Annotated in this window: 14 protein-coding genes; 5 read left to right on the top strand and 9 right to left on the bottom strand. The window is 67.4% G+C overall.

The features are described 5' to 3' along the window. Positions 1 to 2 precede the first annotated feature (2 nt). The 3 genes from DV704_RS00600 to DV704_RS00590 all read left to right on the top strand — a co-directional run bounded on the left by DV704_RS00600 (position 3) and on the right by DV704_RS00590 (position 5458). Positions 3 to 1202, top strand: a complete 1200-nt coding sequence (locus DV704_RS00600) for an ABC transporter substrate-binding protein (RefSeq protein WP_114797617.1) — start codon at positions 3 to 5, stop codon at positions 1200 to 1202. 71 nt (positions 1203 to 1273) lie between these two features. Beyond that, on the top strand, positions 1274 to 2470 hold the full coding sequence (locus tag DV704_RS00595) for an ABC transporter substrate-binding protein (RefSeq protein ID WP_114797616.1): 1197 nt from the start codon (positions 1274 to 1276) through the stop codon (positions 2468 to 2470). Between the two features lie 387 nt (positions 2471 to 2857). Further along, positions 2858 to 5458 (top strand): hypothetical protein, encoded by a 2601-nt coding sequence (locus tag DV704_RS00590; RefSeq protein ID WP_233498185.1) that lies wholly within the window; start codon positions 2858 to 2860, stop codon positions 5456 to 5458. On the opposite strand, the gene DV704_RS00585 is transcribed toward DV704_RS00590, so the two are convergent. From DV704_RS00585 to DV704_RS00555, 7 genes are all read right to left on the bottom strand, one after another. Continuing rightward, positions 5453 to 6889: a UDP-N-acetylmuramoyl-L-alanyl-D-glutamate--2,6-diaminopimelate ligase gene (locus tag DV704_RS00585; protein WP_114797614.1), complete on the bottom strand. Its 1437-nt coding sequence runs from the start codon at positions 6887 to 6889 to the stop codon at positions 5453 to 5455. The two genes, DV704_RS00590 and DV704_RS00585, sit on opposite strands and share 6 nt — an antisense overlap. 7 nt (positions 6890 to 6896) lie before the next feature. Next, positions 6897 to 8042: an ABC transporter ATP-binding protein gene (locus tag DV704_RS00580; RefSeq protein ID WP_114797613.1), complete on the bottom strand. Its 1146-nt coding sequence runs from the start codon at positions 8040 to 8042 to the stop codon at positions 6897 to 6899. A 132-nt stretch (positions 8043 to 8174) separates the two neighbouring features. Further along, the gene (locus DV704_RS00575) at positions 8175 to 10220 is read right to left on the bottom strand and encodes a (Fe-S)-binding protein (protein ID WP_114797612.1); all 2046 of its coding nucleotides are present in this window, start codon (positions 10218 to 10220) and stop codon (positions 8175 to 8177) included. 82 nt (positions 10221 to 10302) lie between these two features. After that, complete coding sequence (locus tag DV704_RS00570; RefSeq protein ID WP_114797611.1) at positions 10303 to 11454, bottom strand: pyridoxal phosphate-dependent aminotransferase; 1152 nt, start codon at positions 11452 to 11454, stop codon at positions 10303 to 10305. A gap of 42 nt (positions 11455 to 11496) precedes the next feature. Continuing rightward, positions 11497 to 12015, bottom strand: a complete 519-nt coding sequence (locus tag DV704_RS00565) for a DUF402 domain-containing protein (protein ID WP_114797610.1) — start codon at positions 12013 to 12015, stop codon at positions 11497 to 11499. A gap of 1 nt (position 12016) precedes the next feature. Next, on the bottom strand, positions 12017 to 13336 hold the full coding sequence (locus DV704_RS00560) for a TldD/PmbA family protein (protein ID WP_114797609.1): 1320 nt from the start codon (positions 13334 to 13336) through the stop codon (positions 12017 to 12019). A gap of 15 nt (positions 13337 to 13351) precedes the next feature. Further along, a complete protein-coding gene (locus DV704_RS00555) occupies positions 13352 to 14746 on the bottom strand; it encodes a TldD/PmbA family protein (protein WP_114797608.1) in 1395 nt (464 codons plus the stop codon). A gap of 104 nt (positions 14747 to 14850) precedes the next feature. On the opposite strand from DV704_RS00555, the gene DV704_RS00550 reads away from it, so the two are divergent. Continuing rightward, entirely contained in the window at positions 14851 to 16032 is a 1182-nt protein-coding gene (locus DV704_RS00550) for an N-acetylmuramoyl-L-alanine amidase (protein ID WP_233498184.1), read from the top strand. A 25-nt stretch (positions 16033 to 16057) separates the two neighbouring features. Further along, positions 16058 to 17020 carry a calcium/sodium antiporter gene (locus DV704_RS00545; RefSeq protein ID WP_114797607.1) on the top strand — a complete coding sequence of 321 codons (963 nt, stop codon included), beginning with the start codon at positions 16058 to 16060 and terminating at the stop codon, positions 17018 to 17020. Here the strand turns inward: DV704_RS00545 and holA are convergent. Both holA and DV704_RS00535 read right to left on the bottom strand, forming a co-directional pair. Continuing rightward, positions 16987 to 17919, bottom strand: coding sequence for a DNA polymerase III subunit delta (gene holA, locus DV704_RS00540; protein ID WP_114797606.1), 933 nt, complete (start codon positions 17917 to 17919; stop codon positions 16987 to 16989). The two genes, DV704_RS00545 and holA, sit on opposite strands and share 34 nt — an antisense overlap. After that, positions 17894 to 18226, bottom strand: coding sequence for a DUF4160 domain-containing protein (locus DV704_RS00535; protein ID WP_114797605.1), 333 nt, complete (start codon positions 18224 to 18226; stop codon positions 17894 to 17896). The genes holA and DV704_RS00535 overlap by 26 nt, the downstream gene beginning before the upstream one ends. Positions 18227 to 18230: the final 4 nt, after the last annotated feature.

Genomic DNA, 18230 nt, shown 5'->3' with positions numbered 1-18230 from the left:
CTATGCGCACCTGGTTGTGGCTTGGCATGCTTTTAGGAATGGCGCTGGCCCAGCGCCCGGTGGACATTCCCTTCTGGCACACCGCGGGTCCACCGGGCCAAGAGCCCTTGGAGGAGATGATCCGCGAGTTCAACGCGCGCCAACGAGAGTACCGGATTGTACCCAGCTTTGTGGGCGACTACCGCGAGGGAGGATTGAAGCTGTTGGCAGCGCTTCGCTCAGGAGGGGCACCGGCGCTTTTCCACGCTGAGCTTTCCTTCCTGGGGCGCATGGCCCAGGACAACGTGGCCGTACCTCTGGACGAGTACCTGGGGGGTATTCCAAACGACTTCTACCCGGGCTTCTTGGAAACCGGCCGCTTCCGGGGGCGCACCTATGGCCTGCCCATTGGGCTTTCGGTACCGGTCTTCTTTTATAACGCCGACCAGTTCGCTGCCCGAGGGCTGAACCCGCCCCGCACCTGGGAAGAGGTGGCCCAAGCCGCCCAGCGGCTTACCACCCGCGCCGCCAAGGGCTACACCCTTTCCAGCGACATCTACAGCTTCAACGTGGTGGTGATGAGCCGAGGGGGGCGTATCGTGGACGCTCAGGGCCGCCCCGACTTCACCAACCCCAAAGTGGTGGAAAGCCTGGAGTTCATGCAGGAGCTGGTGCGAAGAAACATCGCCCAAAGCCGCAACATCGCCGAGGCCCAGTTCTCGGTGGCCGACTTTTTGCGCACCAAGACCTTCATGGGGGTGGCCCCCATCACCATGTGGCCCCTGATCGAAAGCCGGGCCCCCATCCCTTTCAAGCTAGGAGTGGCGGCAGTACCCCGAGTCGAGGGCGGCAAGGTGCCGCTTTCGGGCGGGACGCTGGTGGTATTGCGGGGGGCCAGCGAGACGCAGATCCGGGGGGCGGTCGCCTTCTGGCGCTATCTGATGGAGCCGGCCAACATCGTTCGTTGGGTGCGGGCCACCTATTACATGCCTATGCGCCGGGCAGCCCAACCGCTGCTGGAAGACTTCTACCGCGAAGACCCTCGCCGCCGGGTGGCCTTTAGCCAAGTAGAGCATGCCGATGTGTGGCTGCAGGACCCCGAGTTTACCGTTTGGTACAGCTACCTGGAAGATGCCCTCGAGCGGGCCCTAAAGGGCAACGCCAACGCCCGCCAGGTGCTGGAGGAGGCCCAACGGAGGGCCATGGCCGTGGAGCGGCGCTAGACGTGACAAACGGCTGACATCCTGGTGGTCTGCTGGGCCATATAGAATGGGGCAACCCATAGGAGGCACCCATGAAGCGTTTTCTCTCCCTGATTCTCCTGGGCGGGCTTGCACTAGCCCAGACCGAGATCACCTTCTGGCACAGCATGGACGGCCCGGCCGAGCGGGCCATCAACCAGTTTGCCAGCGCCTTCAATGCCGCACAGCGCACCTACCGGGTCACCCCGCGCCTGATTGGCGACTACCGAGAGGGGGAGACCCGCCTCCTGGCTGCCCTCAGGGCCGGGGGGGCGCCGGTCATGTTTCAGGCCGAGATCCTGCTTTTCCCCCGCCTGGTGGCCGAGGGGGTGGTGCTGCCCCTGGACGAGCTGGCAGCCGGTCTGCCCAAAGCCTTCACCGACGACCTTTTCGAGGCAGCCTGGGAGTACGGCCTCATCAACAACCGCCGCTACGGCCTGCCCTTCAACACCTCCACCCCGGTGCTCTACTTCAACGAAAGCCAGCTTCGGGCCAGGGACCTCAGGGTGCCCACCAACTGGCGGGAGTTCGAGCAGGTTGCTCGAGCCCTGACCAGCCGCAGCGCAAAGGGGTTTATCGCGCTTACTGAGTCCTGGACCTTCGAAACCCAGGTCACAAGCCGCGGAGGCAATCTGGTCACCCCAGACGGACGGCCCAACTTCACCTCCAAAGAGGTGGTGGAGGCCCTGGAGTTCCTCCAGCGCCTGGGGCGCGAGGGCATCACCAGCGTGCGCAACCTCTCCGAAGCCTTCTTCGCCCAGACCGACTTCATCCGCACCAGGGGGATGATGGTGATGGCCTCCATCGCCAACTGGCCTGCTGCCGAGAACGCCTCGTTTGCCTTCAGGCTTGGGGTGGCCCCCATTCCGCGCGAGCCGGGGGGCAAGGTGCCTCTGGGCGGGGCCCAGTTGGTGGTGCTGCGCGGGGCCAGCCTAGAACAGCAAAGGGGGGCTTTTGAGTTCTGGCGCTTCTTGATGGAACCGCAGAACATCAAGACCTGGGTGGAGGCCAGCTACTATGTGCCCCTGCGCAAGTCGGCCACCCCCCTGCTGGAGGGCTTCTACCGCGAGAACCCCTACCGCAAGGTGGCCTTCGAGCAGGTGGCGGTGGCCCAGCCCCGCCCCCGGGTACCCCAGTTTGCGGTGTGGCGCAACTTCCTGGAAGAAGCCCTGGAAAAAGCCCTCAAGGGCAACACCCCAGCCCGGCAGGCCCTGGAAGAAGCCCAGCGCAAGGCCGAGGCCGTGCGATAAAAAAGCAAGCCCCAGCCACCCGGCGAGCCCTTTATGCGGTAGCCGCTGGGGCCGACAGGCCCATATCCTCTGAACCCCAGCAACCTGCACGGGCCTCGAGCCCGTGGATGCCCTCCCCGAGCGGAAGCGCCATTCCCACTCGCCACCCACCACCCAGCGACCCACCTCCGACCCCAGGGCTTCCTTCGGCTATTCGGGGCTGGCCCAAGCTGCAGCCGGGGCTGTGTTGCTCGGCTCGGGCTGCCCTCACTGATGTACCAGGGATGCCGGCCCCGAGCCACCCAGCACCGCACCCGAGGAAGGTCAGAGCCGGCCTAGCCTTGAAGGAAAAAACCCCTCTTAGGCGATAAACTGTTGGCAATGCCGGTTGCATCGGGAGGTCAGGGCTTGTCACTCTACCAAACCCTTAGCAAGTCCCTCGAGCCCGTCCTGGGCGAGCGCACCCGCGTGGTGCTGGAGGAAGGTATCCGTCGTCTCGGGATTACCCCGGACAAGCTGGACGCCGCACAGGCCGAGGTCATCCTCAAGCGCTTGGTCTACCGTGAGCTCCAAAGCAAGATGAGCCCCAACGCTGCCCGCAGCTACATCGAGGGGATGCTAAAAAACCTAGGGGTAGACCAGAAAAAACCAGAAGCGAAGAAGCTCTCGGCCCACGCCCAGGAGGTGCTGGCCGAGCTCGAGGCTGGCCTGAAGCGTTTCAGCCTCTACCTGGAGTGGCCCGAGGTGGGGCGGTTACGCGGCCTGGTTAATGCCATCAAGCAGGAAAGCGACCCCCAGGCCGCCCGGGGTCTGCTGCGCGAGGGGCAAGAGGTGCTGGCCGGGCTGGAGGAAAAGCTCCAAGCAGCGCTGCTGCGGCAAAGCCGCGACATTGCCGAGCTCGAGTCCTCCCTTGAGCGGGTGCGAAGCGTGGGGGGGGCCAAGGTGCGGCGGCTGGAAAGCTACCTGCGCCAGATCAAGGAGGCCCACGCCCAGGAGACCCTAGCCCCCGCCGAGGTGCAGCGCGCCCGGGCCCTGGCCGCAGAGATGCGCAAGCTGGTGGAGTCCTCGGTGGTGCAAAGCGCCAACGAGGCTGCCATTACCCTGGAAACCCGGGAGGACCCCCCACCCCCCCAACAACCCACCGAGCCACAGGTGGTGCTCAAGGACCCCACCATCGAAGCCCCCAAGAGTGAGGCCAGCGACGACTTCGACGAAGGAGCGCTGGTCTTTGACCTCGACTTTGAGGCCCTCACCGCCGAACAGCAGTCGCGCATTCGCGAGATCGACGTAGCCGAGGACAAAAGGCGGCTGGAGGAGCTCAAAGAGCGCTACGCAGCGGTGCTGGAACTTCCACAGGTGGCCGCCGAGCTGGCGCAGCTCGAGGGGGAGCTCGAGGAAGGCAATCCCCTGGGAGACCGCCTGCAAACCTTCGAAGCACAGCTCAAGGGGGCCCTCACCGAGATACTTTCAGAGGCCCGGGTACGCTACGAGTGGCTGGTAGAGAGGCTGCGTCGGCTGGAGCTACCCGCCGAACGCACCGCCCCGGTGCAGGCCCGGCTCGCGGTGGTGCTAGAAACCCTGCAAGCCGGCGGGCTGCCCGGTGAGCTGCCTGAGCTGGAACGGGCCTTGGGCGAGCTAGAGGCGGAGGAAAAAGCCTTGCGCGAGGAGCGGGAGCGGCAGGCCCGGCTGGCCCAGGCCCTGAACACCCTGCGCAGCGAGGCCGAACACTCCCTCTCGCCCTTCCGCGGCCATCCCAGGGTCGAAGCCTTCCTGGAGGCCTTGGCCCGGCCCGAGATCTCCGAGGCTGCGCTGCAAGGCCTGCGCCAGGAGTTGTCCGAGCTGCTCGGACAGCTAGCCAGGGAGCGCGAGGAGGAAGGCCTCAGGCGGATGGGGCTTAGGGCCCAGCTCCAAGCCCTGCCCCCCCTGGAGGCCCTCGAGGCAGGGCGGAAGGCCCTGCTGGCCCGCCTGGAGAGGGACGCTCTGGCCGAGCTGGAGCAGGAGGTGGGCAGGCTGGTGGGGCAGGCCCGGCAACTGGTAGCCGAGCGGCTTACCGCACTGGAGGGCCGCATCCAAAAGCTGGAGCAAACCCTCAAGGAGTCCCTCATCGAGCTCAAAAAGCCGCTGGAGGCTGCCCGCGAGGCGCTATCCCAGGGCCGCGTGCCCGACCCCAGGCCCCTGGAACAGGCCCTGGTGGAGCTCTACAACGCCCGGCGCAACGCCATCGCCGGCGAGCTGCAGCGCTACGAGGCGGTGGGCCAGAGCATGAAGGGCCTGGGGGGCGAGGAGCTTCTGGAAAAGGTGGGCCAGGCCCGAGCCAGGCTGCAGGCCGGCGAGCTGCCCGACCTGAGTGAAATACACGCCCTTTTGGGTCGCCTGCGCCGGGCCCAGGAGGCTCTGCGCACCGAGCTGCAAAACCGCATCGGGAACGTACTCGAGGCCTACAACACCCACAAGTCGGTGGGCGGCGAGACCGCGCTGCGCCTCAAGCCCCTTTGCGACTTCCTCCAATCGGCCGCCGAGCGGCTGCCCCGGCTGGGGGTGAGCGGGATGCTGGAGGTGCGGCGGGCTTTGGAGGAGGCTGAGCGGCTGGGGGCCCAGCTAGCCCAGGAATACGCAGCGGCGCAAAGCCTGCTAAAGGAGCTGAAGCAAACCGACCTCGACAGCCTGCTCAACGTATTTGAAACGCCCAACCCCACCCTGCCCGAGGCCCTGCGCCCCTTCCAGCTACGCGGGGTGGAGGCCCTGGCCCTCCTAGAGGAGGGGCGGCTTCTGGCCGGCCAGCTCCCCTTCGCCGCTCAGAGCGCCCAGGCCGTCTTCAACGACCTGCACAACCTGGCCCAGGAGCTGCAGGGCAGTCCGGCCCGGCTGGCGGTGGTCTCGCTGCCCCAGTGGGTCTTGCTGCTGGCCCCCTTTAGGCGCAAGGGGCTGGTCATCTTGGCAGAAAAAGCCCTGCTCTCCCGCCTGCTGGCCCTCCTCGAGCGGCAGCGGGAGGCGCTGGAGACCCTATAGCGCCGAAAGCGCTTGGCGCACCTCATCCACCTCGTTCCAGGGCAGCACCTCCAGGCCGCGCTCGAGGGTGCGCTCGTGGCCCTTGCCGCTGAAAAGCAGGGTATCCCCGGGCCGGGCCAGCCCAATGGCATAGCGGATGGCGGCCCGCCGGTCGGGCACCAGCACGTGCCGACGAGGGTCGCCGTGGGCCTCGGCCATGGCCTTTAGGATGGCCTCCAAGGGCTCGGTGCGGTGGTCCTCCTCGGTGAAGATGGCCAAATCGGCCAATTGGGCGGCCACCCGACCGATGCTCGTGCGGCGCGAGGGGTCCTGGTTCCCCGCCGCGCCGATCACCACCACCAGCCGCCCCGGGGTGGTGGGGCGCAGGGTCTGAAGGGCCCGCTCCAGGCTGGCCCCGGTATGCGCGAAATCCACCACCACCCGGAAAGGCTCGGCCTGGATGAGCTGCATCCGGCCCGGTACCCCTGGAAAGCGGGCCAACGCCGCCTGCATCTCAGCCGGCGAAAGCCCTACCCAGGCCGCCGCGGCCATGGCGGCCAGGGCATTTTCGACGTTGAAACGCCCCAGCATGGGCAGCTCTACCGCAAAGCGGCCCAGGGGCGAGCAAACCTCAAAGTAAAGCCCCCCCCTTTCCTCCACCACCCGCTCGGCCCGCCAGTGGCCCTGGGCCCCGTAGCTCCAGGTGCGCGGGCGCCCAAGCAGGCTGCGGGTCCAGGGGTTGTCGCTATTGACCACGGCGAAATTGGAGCGGTCCAGCAACTTCTTCTTTTCGGCAAAGTACGCGGCCATGCTGCCGTGCAGGTCGAGGTGGTCCTCGTAGAGGTTGGTGAACACCCCCACCTCGTAGCCAAGCCCCCGCACCCGATCAAGGGCCAGAGCGTGGCTGCTCACCTCCAGCACCGCCATCCGGCAGCCCGCCGCCACAAAGCGGTGGAGCAAGGCCTGCACCTGGGGGGCCTCCGGGGTGGTGAAGTGGCCGGGAAGGAAGTCCTCCTCCTCCCCTACCCGCACCCCCACAGTGGAAAGCCGCCCCACCGGGGGCCTGGCCGACTGGAGCAGGTGGTGCAGCAGGGCCACCACGGTGGTCTTGCCTTTAGAGCCCGTCACCCCCAGAAGCCCTAGCCGCCGGGCCGGGTGGCCGTGGAAAGCTGCGGCCAAATCTGCCAGGGCGGCCCGCGGGTCGTCCACCTGCAGATAGGGCACCGGCAGCTCCAGGGCGCGGGCCCCTACCACCGCCACCGCCCCCCGGGCCAGCGCCTCGGGAATGTAGTCGTGCCCGTCCAGGGGCTTCCGGCTCGGCAGCGGCACCCCCGGCAGGGCCACGAAGACGAAGCCGGGGGCCACCTGGCGCGAGTCGTGCGTGATGCCCCTGACCTCCAGCGCGGGCGCCGGCTGGCCCCACAGCGCGAAGAGCTCGGCCAGGGTGGGCATCTGGTCGTCAGACCCGGGTCACCGAGCGCGCGTCCTGGGCCATGGCGTGGCCAATGGCCTTCTCCTGCCCCTCCACCTCAAAGGCGTGCAGCTTGCCGGTGTCAATCAAGAGCTCCACTGTATCGCCCGGCAGCACCATAGCGTGCCCGTCCACCTTGGCGGTGAGCGTATGGCCGCCCACCTCGGCATGCACCTCGGTATCGGCCCCCAGGGGCTCCACCACCTCCACCTGGACCCGCACCACGTTCTCCCCCTCTGGGATGCTGGTCCACCCCTTGAGGCCGATGTGCTCGGGCCGGATGCCCATCCAGACCTCCTTGCCGCTGTAGGGCAGGAGGCTGCTGGCCAGGGCGCCATCGGCCCGCACCTTGAAGCCATCCCCTGTGAAGTAGACGCTACCCCCCTCCACCAGGACCCTCGAGCGGATGAAGTTCATGGAGGGGCTGCCGATGAAGCCAGCCACAAAACGGTTGGCGGGGAAGTCGTAGAGGTTCAGAGGGGTGTCCACCTGCTGGATCTCCCCGTCCTTCATCACCACGATGCGCTGGCCCAGGGTCATGGCCTCCACCTGGTCGTGGGTCACGTAGATGGTGGTCACCCCAAGCCGCCTTTGCAGCTTGGCGATCTCGGCCCGCATCTCCACCCGGAGCTTGGCGTCCAGGTTGGAGAGGGGCTCGTCCATGAGGAAGACCTTGGGCTCCCGCACGATGGCCCGGCCCATGGCCACCCGCTGCCGCTGCCCGCCCGAGAGCTCCCGGGGCTTGCGCTGGAGGAGGTGCTCAATCTTGAGGATGCGGGCCGCCTCCTTCACCCGGCGGTCAATCTCGTCCTTGGGGTAGCGCCTGAGGCGCAGCCCGAAGGCCATGTTCTCGTAGACGTTCATGTGGGGGTAGAGGGCGTAGTTCTGGAAGACCATGGCGATGTCCCGGTCCTTGGGGGGGACATCGTTCACCAGGCGGTCGCCGATGTAGAGCTTGCCCTCGGTGATCTCCTCCAGCCCTGCAATCATGCGCAGGGTGGTGGTCTTGCCGCAGCCCGAGGGCCCCACGAAGACCACGAACTCCCCATCCTCGGTCTCCAGGTTGAAGTCTCGGACTGCCGTCACCTTGTTGCCGTAGCGCTTGTAGACGTGCTCGAGCTTGATTTTCGCCATGAAGGCCTCCTCGCGTACCCGCTTCCCACGCTTTGAGTCCTCGCCAGAGCGAGCCCATCGGGGATTGGTGCCGGTACAGCGATAGTCTACCCGGGCGCGAAAGCCGGCTTCAAGCGCCAGTCTGTCCCCAGCCTAGTCGGCAGCGCCCTCTGCGGCCCTGGGTTTGAGGCTCTGCACCACCAGCTCAGCGATATCCAGCACCCGGGGGGCCTGGCCTTCGGGCTCCTGGGTGGTCTCCACGTTCATCATCTGCATGCAGAAGGGGCAGCCCACCGCAATGGTGGCCGCACCCGTAGCCTTGAGCTCGCGGTAGCGGTGGGTGGAGACCCGCTCCTCCCCGGGCTCCTCCTCCTTCCAAAACTGCGCCCCGCCCGCCCCACAGCAAAAACTCTCCCGGCCATGGCGAGGGGGCTCTTTGAGCCTGAGCCCAGCGGCCGCCAGCACCTGGCGGGGGGGCTCCAGAATGCCGTTGTGCCGCCCCAGGTAGCAGGGGTCGTGGTAGGTGACCTCGCCGGCCATGGGTAAAAGCTCGAGCTGCTTGGCTCCGATCAGCTCGGCGATGAACTCGGTGTGGTGCTTCACCGTGTAGTGCCCGCCAAAGTCCTTGTACTCACTCGCCAGGGTGTGGAAGCAGTGGGGGCAGGTGGTGACGATGGTCCTGGGCTTGGCCGCCATGGCCGCGTTCAGGGTCTCGACGTTCTCGAGGGCAAGCTGCATGAACAAAAACTCGTTGCCGGCCCGGCGCGCCGCGTCCCCGGTGCACTTCTCCTCCCTGCCCAGCACCGCCCAGCTCACCCCCGCCTCGTGGAGGACCTGGGCAAATGCCCGGGCGGTCTTCTGCGCCCGGGGGTCGTAGGCCGGCGCACAGCCCACCCAGTAGAGCACCTCGGCCTCGGGGTTCTGCGCCAGGGTCTTGACCTCGAAGGGCAGCCCCTCGGCCCAGGCCAGCCGCTTGTCGGCCCCCAGGTTCCAGGGGTTGCCGTTGCGCTCCATGCCCTTGAAGGCGTTGTTGAGCTGGCTGGGGAAGGCCCCCTGCATCATCACCTGCTCGCGCCGCACGTCCAGGATGTGCAGCATGGGCTCGTTGCCCACCGGACAGACCTCCACACAGGCGTTGCAGGTGGTGCAGGCCCAGATGGACTCCTCATTCATGGCGAAGTCCATCAGGGGGCGAGGGCTCTCCTTGCCGGCGGCGAACTCGGGCAGGATCCGGTTGAGTTCGTAGCGCTCGCTGATCAGAATGGCCGCCGGCGAGAGGGCCTTGCCGGTGGTGTAGGCCGGGCAAACCTCCTGGCAGCGGTTGCACATGATGCAGCTATAGGCGTCCAGCAGGCGGGGCCAGGTGAAGTCCTCCAGCTTGGCCACCCCGAACTTCTCCATCTTCTCTAGCGCCTCGAAGTCCTTGGCGATGGGCAGAAGGGCCCCTGGCTTCTCCTTCTTGAAGGCCAGGTTCAAAGGGGCCAGGAAGAGGTGGATATGCTTGGAGCGGGCAAAGTAAGGGATGAAGACCAGGATGGAGCCGATGGCGAACCACCAAAAGATGTGCTCCAGCACCACAAGGGCATCCAGATCCACCCAGAGGAAGAGGTTGGAGAAAAGCGCGGCCACCGGCTGGTAGGGGTCGGGCTCGAGGTGAGCGGCCTGGACCGACTTGTGCATGAGGCGGCTGCCCACGTGGAAGAGGATGAAGCCCCCCACGATGGCGCTATCGGTGGGAATGCCCTGGCGCACCCGCTCGTGCAGGGGGGTCCTGGGGTTCCAGCTAAAAGTTCTGCGCCCAGCGCTGGAGTAGCGCCGCACCAGCAGCCCGGTGATGCCCACCAGAATAAGCGCGGTGAGGAGGTCGGCCACCAGGTTGTAGCCGTTCCAGAAGCCCCCCTGGGCCTTGAAGGGGAAGAGGCCCTCGAGCACGTCCACCAGGTTCACGCTCAGGTAAAAGACGAAACCGTAGAACACGAAGGCGTGCAGCAGGCTCACCCAGGGCCGCTTCTTGAAGACGGTCTGCATGGTTAGGGTCTGCCAGAGGGCCCGGCCCACCCGGGCCGGCAGGTGGTCGAAGCGGTCCTCGGGTTGGCCGCGGCGGATGGCCCGGTAGACGCGCAAAAGCGCCCGGCCGCCAAAGTAGGCTGAGGCCAGCACTAAAAGCAGGAAGGCTACTTTTTCGGGCGTGGTCAGCATGGGATTCCCTTTGCGGAGCCAAAATTGTACTTGGTATAAGTTTAGCCGGCCCAGGAGTCCCGAATCAAGCCCACCCCCTGGCCTATAGGATGGCCGCGATACGCCGCAGGGCCTCTTGAATCTGGGCCTCGCCGGTAGCGTAGCTAAAGCGCACGTGGCGGGGAGCAGCGAAATCGGTGCCGGGCACCACCGCCACCCGGGCCTCTTCCAGAAGGCGCAAAGCCGCCTGGCCCTCGTCGGGGTGGATGCGCGAGACGTCGGAGAGCACATAGAAGGCCCCGCTCACCCGGGGGGTGGGCAGGCCCAGGGCGTTTAGGCCCTCCACGATGATTTCCCGCCGGGCCCGGTAGGCCTCGCGGGCCATCTGGATGAACTTCTGCGCCTCCTCTACATTGTTCAAAGCCTCCACCATGGCCCACTGGGCGATGGTGTCGGGGCTGGTGGTGGACTGGCTGGAGACGTCGATGATGCCCTGGATGACCTCCCTGGGGCCGCCGGCGTAACCGATGCGCCAGCCGGTCATGGCGAAGGCCTTGGCCGCACCGTTCACGGTAATGGTGCGCTCAGGGGCCACCAGGCCGGGCGAGAAGTGCTCCCCCTCGTAGATGAGGTGTTCGTAAATCTCGTCGGAAACGATATAGAGGTCGTATTTGTTGGCCAGCTCAGCGATGGCCACGAGCACCTCCTTGGGGTAGACCGCGCCCGTGGGGTTGCCCGGCGAGTTGACCACGATGGCCTTGGTGCGGGCCGTGATGCGGTGCTCGATTTCGGCTGGGTCGGGGATGAAGCCCGACTCCGGCCCTGTGCGCACCTCCACCGGCACCCCTTCGGCAAAGCGGACCATCTCCGGGTAGCTCACCCAGTAAGGGCCGATCACGATCACCTCGTCGCCCGGGTTGAGGATGGCCTGGAAAAGGTTGAAAAGGGCCTGCTTACCCCCCACCGTGACCACGGTGGCCTCGGGGGGGATATCGAGGCCGTTCTCCCGCTTGAACTTGGCGCTGATGGCCTCGCGCAGCTCGGGGATGCCGGCTGGGGGGGCGTACTTGGTCTTGCCCGCAGCCAGGGCCCGGATGGCGGCCTCCTTGACGAAGGCCGGGGTGTCGAAGTCGGGTTCCCCGGCGGTCATGGCGATTAGGTCTACCCCCTGGCGGCGAAGCGCCATGGCCTTGGCGTTGACCGCCACCGTGGCGGAGGGCTTCAGGGCTCGGACGCGGTCAGAGAGGCCTCGCATACCCGTACGATTCTCCCCTGCCCCAAGCCCAGGGTCAAGGCCCTAGAGCCGCTCCAGCCAGTCCCGCGCCGCCCCCGGGGGCCGCACCGGCCATTCCTGCCGCCGCATGTGCCGCTCCACCTGGCCCACCGCCCGCAGGGCCTCCTCCACCCAGCCCGGGGGGTAAAGGGAAGCCTTGGCGGCGAACTCCTCCAGGTCGAAGACCTGGCAGGTGTGGTCGGCCCTGCACTTCACGTCAATCTCCAGGTCGTACTGCCAGATGCGCTTCGGCTCGAAGCGCGGGGGGGTCTGGATATTCCAGTAGTACTCCAGCACCCGCCCCTCGGCGTCCAGGTCCGGCCCCCCCGAGTACCAGCGGCCTACGAAGAAGGCCACGTAGGCCTGGTGGGGCACCCGCAGCGTCCGCTTCTTGCTCTCGTGATGGAAGGTAAAGCCCAAGGGCATATGGACCAGCAACCCCTCCTCGCGCTGCTCCACCACCCGGGCCTCCCACCAGTAGTGGAGGGTGAGGGAGGGGTATTTCCAGAACTCAACGCGCAGGGTCTCGCCCAGCGAGTACATCCTAGGCCCCAGCGAAGGAAAGCTCGGCCACCTCCACCAAAGGGGTTCCCACCGCGCCCGCCATGGTGGGTTGCCACTCGAGCTCCGACCCCAGCGCGCTAATCTGGGCCAAAAGCTCCAGGAAATTCCCTGACACGGCGAAGTTCTCCACCGGATAGGCCACCTCGCCCCCTTCCACCCAAAGGCCCAGAGCCTGCAGGCTGAAATCGCCCGAGATGGGGTTGGCCCCGGCGTGAAGCCCCATAACCTCGGCGATGATGACCCCCTGCTCGAGCCGCACCCCCGAACCAGGCTCCACCAGGAGGTTGCTGGGGGCCACCCCCAGTACCCCGTTGTAGCTGCGCGAGGCGTGGCCGGTGCTCCTGGTCTGCATGCGGTGAGCGGTCTCGCTGTTGTGGGCGAAGGTGCGAAGAACCCCCTGTTCGATCAAGACCGTGCGCCGGGCCTCGGTCCCCTCGGCGTCAAAGGGCCGCGAGGCCAGCCCGCCGGGCAGGGTGGGGTCGTCCACCAGGGTGAAGAGGTCCGAGGCCACCTTCTGCCCCAGGCGGCCGGCCAGCGGGCTTTTGCCCTCCAGCACGTTCTTGGCCGAGAGCATGAACCAGCCCAGGAAGACCAGCATGGGGCCAAAGGCCCGGGGCTCGAGGTAGGCCCGGTAACGCCCGGTCTTGAGGGGGCGGGCCCCTAGCAGCCGTCCGGTGCGCTGGAGAAAGGCCTGGGCGGTGCGGCCTGGCTCCAGGGCGTGGAACTCCCTGGAAAAGTCGAGCTCCCAGCCCTGCTTTAGGCTCTCCCCCTGGCGCATGACCGCGCTGACCCCCAAGACCGCATAGCCGGTGCGGAAAGCCCCCGCCACCCCCTGGGTGGAGGCCAGCAGGGTGCGGCTTTCCCGCTCGGTGTACCCACCCATCCCTACCTGGGCCACCTGGGGGTGGGCCCGGAGCTCAGCCTCCAGGGCCAGGGCCTTCTGCCGCTTCTCCTCCAGCGGGGCCGAAAGCCCCTCCCCCAAAAGGTCGTGCTGCCCCAAAGGGCCACCCTGGGGCAAAAACCCTCCGGCTTCAGCCTGCAAGCGCGCGTTTTCCCGGGCCTCCTCCAGCGCCCAGTCCAGCGCCGCTGGGCTGAGCTCCTCGGTGTAGGCGTAGCCCGTTCTGCCCCCCTCCACCACCCGCAGCCCTATCCCTCCCTGGCGGGCCTGGGTGATCTCCTCCACCCTTCCTTCCCGCGCCCTCACGCTGAGCTCGCGGTGCTCCGTAGCCAGCACCTCGACCTCCAGGCCCATGGCCCGGGCTTTCTGCAGCAAGTAGTCCCTAGCCTCTTCAAAGGTCATCCCGAACCCCCTCGCTCAAGCCTGTCCCCCCACCACGATCTCCGAGATGAGCAGATGGGGCTGGCCCACCTCCACCGGCAGGCTGCCCGAAAGGGAGCCGCACATCCCGGGACCGGTCTCCAGGTCGTCCGAGACCGCCACGATGCGCCGGATGCTCTCAGGCCCCTTGCCCACCAGGATGGCCCCCCGCACCGGCTCCTCGATGCGGCCATGGCGGATGATGTAGCCCTCCTTGACGGCAAAGTTGTACTCACCCGAACCGGGCCGCACCTGCCCCCCGCCCATGTCGGCGGCATACAGGCCGAACTCAACCCCCTCAAAGAGCTTCTCCTTGGGGGTGGTGCTGGGGGCGATGAAGGTGTTGCGCATCCGGCTGGTGGGGGCGAAGGTGTAGTCCTGGCGGCGGCCCGAGCCGGTGGGGCGGTAGCCGGTGAGCAGGCTGCCCCAGCGGTCCACCATGTAGCTTTTGAGCACCCCTTTCTCGATCAAAACGGTGCGCTCGGTGGGGCGCCCCTCGTCGTCGAACTCGGAGGAACCAAAGCCGTGGGGGGTGGTGCCATCGTCGATGTAGGTTACCACCGGCGAGGCCACCTCCTCCCCCAACCGGTCGGCCAGCACGCTGGTCTTGCGGGCCACCGAGGTGGTCTCCAGCAGGTGGCCCAGAGCCTCGTGGAAGAGAACCCCGCCAAAGCCGTTCCCGATCACCACCGGCATGCTCCCTGCCGGAGCCGGCCTGGCCCGCAGGTTGACCAGGGCCTGCTGGGCCGCCCGGCGGCCCACCTCGGCCGGCGGATAGCGGTCGAAGAGCTCGAGGCCCACCGAGAGCCCCGGCCCTGCTGTCCCGGTTTGCATTCCGCCTTCGCCCTGGGCGATGGCCGTTACAACCAGCCGGGTGCGCACCCGGCGGTCCTCGGCCCATACCCCCTCGCTGTTGGCCACCAGGACCTCCTGCTCCCACTCCAGAAGCTGGGTCTGCACCTGTTTTATTTCCGGGGCCAACCATGCCCCCGCTTCCGCCTCCCGAAGACGCTCCAGGCGGTAGCGCTTATCCTTGGCGCTGAAGGGCACCCTGGGGGCGTGCAGGCCCTGGGCCGCTGCCTTGCGAAAGTCGAGCCCGCCCCGACCCTGCTCATCCACCCGGCCCGCGCTGCCCCTGAGCCTGACCAGGGTTTCGACCAGCTCCAGCAGGCCCTCGGGACTCAGGTCGTTGGTGTAGGCGTAGACCACCTCGAGGCCGTAGAAAAGCCGCAGCCCACCCCCGTAGTCAATCCCGCTCGTGGCCTCCTTCACCTCGCCCGAAAGCATGCGCAAAGCCCGCCGCTGCCAGCGCTCTACGTAGAGCTCGGCGAAGTCGGCCCCGCCCGCGCGGGCTTTCTGCAGCACCTCGCTCACCAATGCCTCGTCCAGCATAGCCCTCCTTTCGAAAGAGGAGCTTACCAGGGATTGACCGACGAAAAGGACCCCTAGCTTTCGTTTGGCCCCTCCCCACCCCGGGGGCTTAGACTGAAGCTGCCTTGAGAAGGTTGCTCATCTCGCTCCTGCTGCTTGCCGCGGCCCAGGGCCAGAGCCTACCCCCGCTGCGCATCGGCGACCACCCCGGCTTTGCCCGGGTGGTGCTCGACCTGCCCAAGGGGGCAAGCTACAGCCTCGAGCCTCTGGGAGCCGTTCTGCGGGTAAACCTGCCGGGGCTTCGGGTAAGCCCGGGCCTCCAGTTCGTGAACCAGCCCGAGCTGAGCGGGTACGTGCTGGAACAGCACGAGGACAAAGCGGTGCTTCTCCTCCTCACCCCCCAAGGGGTCACCCCCCGCTCGGGCTACCGCACCTTGGTTCTGCCGGCCCTGGAAGGGGAGGGCGAACGGCTGGTAATAGACCTATCGGGGGCCTTTGTGGACAAAAGCCCCCTACCCCCCCTGCCCAGCTTCCGCTTTGTGAAGGCCAGCGGGCGGCGCTTCTCGGTGGTGGTAGACCCAGGGCACGGCGGCTTTGACCCGGGCGCGGTGGGGCCGGTGGCAGAGAAGTGGGTCACCCTCGAGCTGGCCCTAAGGGTGCGCCGCTTCCTGGAGGAGGCCGGGGTAGAGGTGGTCCTGAGCCGTGAAGGCGACACCGCTTTGGGGCCCGACAAGCGCACCGACCTGGCCCGGCGGGTGGCCCTGGCCGAGGGCAGGCATCTCTTCGTCTCCATCCACGCCAACGCAGCCCCCCCCGCCAGGGCCGACGGCTGGTGCGGCCTGGAGGTCTACTACTACGGCCCCCCTGAGGCGCGCCCCTTCTTCCCCCCACCTGCCCCTCTACCCCCTTCTCCCCCGACGCTGGCCGTTGGCCCCCTGGAGCTCTTCGGGCAGGGCAGAGAGGAGCCGGCCCAGCCCAGTGCCGAGGACATCCCTCCGCCCCCCCACCTCCCTGCCCCTACCCCCGCCATGGATGCCCCGCGCCGCCAGGAGCTTTCGCGCCTGCTGGCCAGCCGGGTGCTTTCGCACATGCTGGGCAGCACCGCAGCCCTCAACCGGGGGGTGCGCAGCGCCGAGTTTTACGTGATTCGCTACACCACCGTTCCGGCCATCCTGGTGGAGGTGGGCTACCTCACCCACCCCCTGGAAGGGATGAACCTGCTCGATCCCAACTACCTAGACCGGCTGGCTTACGGAATCGCGCGGGGGGTGCTGGAGTACCTGGAGAACGACCATCCCCTGGAGTAGCCCGGAATCTGCTACCCTACTCGCCATGGAGTGGGCCCTGAATCTCCTTCTGATTGGGTTTGGCATCGTGCTCCTCTACTTTGGCGGCGAGGCCTTGGTCAACAACGCGGTGGTGCTGGCCCGCAGCTGGGGGGTCAGCACCATGGTGGTGGGCCTCACCGTGGTGGCTTTTGGCACCAGCAGCCCGGAACTGGCCGCCAGCCTGGCCGCGGCCCTCTCCGGCAGCCCGGCCATCGCCATCGGCAACGTGGTGGGCTCCAACATCCTCAACATCCTGTTCATTCTGGGGCTTGCTGCCCTTATCCAGCCCATCCGCGCCCAGGCCCTCTTCATCAAACGCGAGGTGCCCATCATGATTGGGGCCACCCTCCTGCTCTTCCCCCTGCTCTACTTCGACCAGCAGATAAGCCGCTGGGAGGGGCTTCTGATGGCCTCTCTGCTTGGGCTTTACATCTGGTTCCTGTACCAAAGCGGCAGCAAAGAGAGCCCCGAGGTGCAAGGGGAGTTTGACCAGGAGTACGGCCAGCGCCCCAAAGCAAACTGGAAGACCTACGCCGGGGTGCTGCTGGGCCTGGCCCTGCTGGGGGCGGGGGCCCGGGTGCTGACCATGGGGGCCGTGGCGCTGGCCCAGGCCCTGGGGGTAGGCGAGCTGGTCATCGGGCTCACCATCGTGGCCCTGGGGACCAGCCTCCCCGAAGTAGCCGCCTCCATCACCGCAGCCCTACGGCGCGAGCCAGATATTGCCCTGGGCAACATCGTGGGCTCCAACATCTTCAACATCCTGGGCATCCTGGGCCTCACTGCTTTGGTCACGCCGGTCGGCCAGCCCTGGGCGAGCGTCGCCCGCGACATGTGGGTCATGCTGGGGGCCAGCCTGCTGCTGTGGCCCTTTTTGGCCACCGGGCTGCGGCTTGGGCGACGGGAGGGTGGGGTCTTCCTCGGGCTATATGGGCTTTACGTGGGGCTGCTGGTGAGCGCCCCCGCCTGAGCCGCAAGCCGCACCACCGCCCGCTCGAGGGCGAGCCGGGGGTCCCGCCCGCTCTTGGCGGCCTCCTCGGCCTGCAAAAGGGTCTCCAGAGCCCCTAACACGGCCTCCTCGGACATCCTCCTGGCCAAGAGAAGGACCTGCCTGGCAGCGTAGGGGCGCAGCCCCAGCCGCTGGGCCGCAGCGCTTTCCCCGAGCAGAGGGTCCTCCTGCAGAAGGGCCCAGGCTCGAGCCACCCGCACATACTGCCAGGAGAGTGCCCCCAGGATGCGCAGGGGGTCCTCGCCCCGCTCCAGCAGTTGCTTGGCGGTGCGCAGGGCCTGCGAAAGGCGGCCTTCCGTGGCCGCCCGCACCAGATCGAAGCCCGAAAGCGGGGCCTCCAGGGCCACCAGGGCCTGCACCTTCTCCAGGCTGGGGGGCGAGGGCAGCAGCGCGAGTTTTTTCAGCTCCTGGTCCAGGGCCTCCAGGCCCAGCGGGTCGTCCTTGGAGAGGAGGCCGGCCAGGTAGCCTGCCACCGCAGCGCTAAGCTTCAGCCCATGGTAGCGGGCCCGGTTCACCACCCACTGCGCCAGCTCCTTGGGGGCTGGGGCAGGGTGGTCGCGGCGCTGGGCATGCTCGGCGTACCACCGGTTGCGGGCCGCGCTGGGCTGGGGGTCGAGCAAAAGCACCAGGGCCCCGGGGGGAAGGCCTTCCAGCACCTCCCTCAGGGACCTCCACTCAGCCTCGGTGGCCTCGCGCAAATCCACCAGGGCCCCCCCGGGACCAAAAAGCCCCCCGCTGGCCGCCTGGGCCACCTGCTCCGGGTCGGGGGGGATGAGCTGAGGGGTCAGGCCCTGCAGGCGGGCCTCCTGCAGCAGGGCCTCGCGGGCCAGAAGGCTATCCCCGGTGAAGACCTGGATCATCCTCGGGCTCCGCCGGAGTTTCGGCCGCCTTGGGAGCTCTGCGCTCCTCCTCGGGCGGCTTCACCCCCTGGGTTTTGGCGTAGTCCCACCAAAGCTGGAGGAGCTGGGGCTCGAGCTCCATCACCATCCCCTGCACCCGGTTGAGCTCGTTGCGCGGCAGACCGTTGTTCACCACCAGACCGACGGGGCTCAGGGTGAACTTGGCCCAGGCCTCATGGTCGCGGCCCACGTAGACGTGGGGCCTTTCCTGGGCGCTGCCCGACTTGACGTAAAAACGGAAACCCGCGCGGCGCAAAAGGGTCAGCACAAAC

The sequence above is a fragment of the Meiothermus sp. QL-1 genome, assembly GCF_003351145.1.
GTDB lineage: Bacteria > Deinococcota > Deinococci > Deinococcales > Thermaceae > Meiothermus.
Note: the sequence above shows the minus strand (reverse complement) of the source record. Positions and strands in the feature narration are given on the sequence as shown.

Coding starts and splice junctions, on each gene's coding strand:
- DV704_RS00600 (WP_114797617.1), top strand. CDS start 3: ATGCGCACCTGGTTGTGGCTTGGCATGCTTTTAGGAATGGCGCTGGCC.
- DV704_RS00595 (WP_114797616.1), top strand. CDS start 1,274: ATGAAGCGTTTTCTCTCCCTGATTCTCCTGGGCGGGCTTGCACTAGCC.
- DV704_RS00585 (WP_114797614.1), bottom strand. CDS start 6,889: ATGCCCACCCTGGCCGAGCTCTTCGCGCTGTGGGGCCAGCCGGCGCCC.
- DV704_RS00580 (WP_114797613.1), bottom strand. CDS start 8,042: ATGGCGAAAATCAAGCTCGAGCACGTCTACAAGCGCTACGGCAACAAG.
- DV704_RS00575 (WP_114797612.1), bottom strand. CDS start 10,220: ATGCTGACCACGCCCGAAAAAGTAGCCTTCCTGCTTTTAGTGCTGGCC.
- DV704_RS00570 (WP_114797611.1), bottom strand. CDS start 11,454: ATGCGAGGCCTCTCTGACCGCGTCCGAGCCCTGAAGCCCTCCGCCACG.
- DV704_RS00565 (WP_114797610.1), bottom strand. CDS start 12,015: ATGTACTCGCTGGGCGAGACCCTGCGCGTTGAGTTCTGGAAATACCCC.
- DV704_RS00560 (WP_114797609.1), bottom strand. CDS start 13,336: ATGACCTTTGAAGAGGCTAGGGACTACTTGCTGCAGAAAGCCCGGGCC.
- DV704_RS00555 (WP_114797608.1), bottom strand. CDS start 14,746: ATGCTGGACGAGGCATTGGTGAGCGAGGTGCTGCAGAAAGCCCGCGCG.
- DV704_RS00545 (WP_114797607.1), top strand. CDS start 16,058: ATGGAGTGGGCCCTGAATCTCCTTCTGATTGGGTTTGGCATCGTGCTC.
- holA (WP_114797606.1), bottom strand. CDS start 17,919: ATGATCCAGGTCTTCACCGGGGATAGCCTTCTGGCCCGCGAGGCCCTG.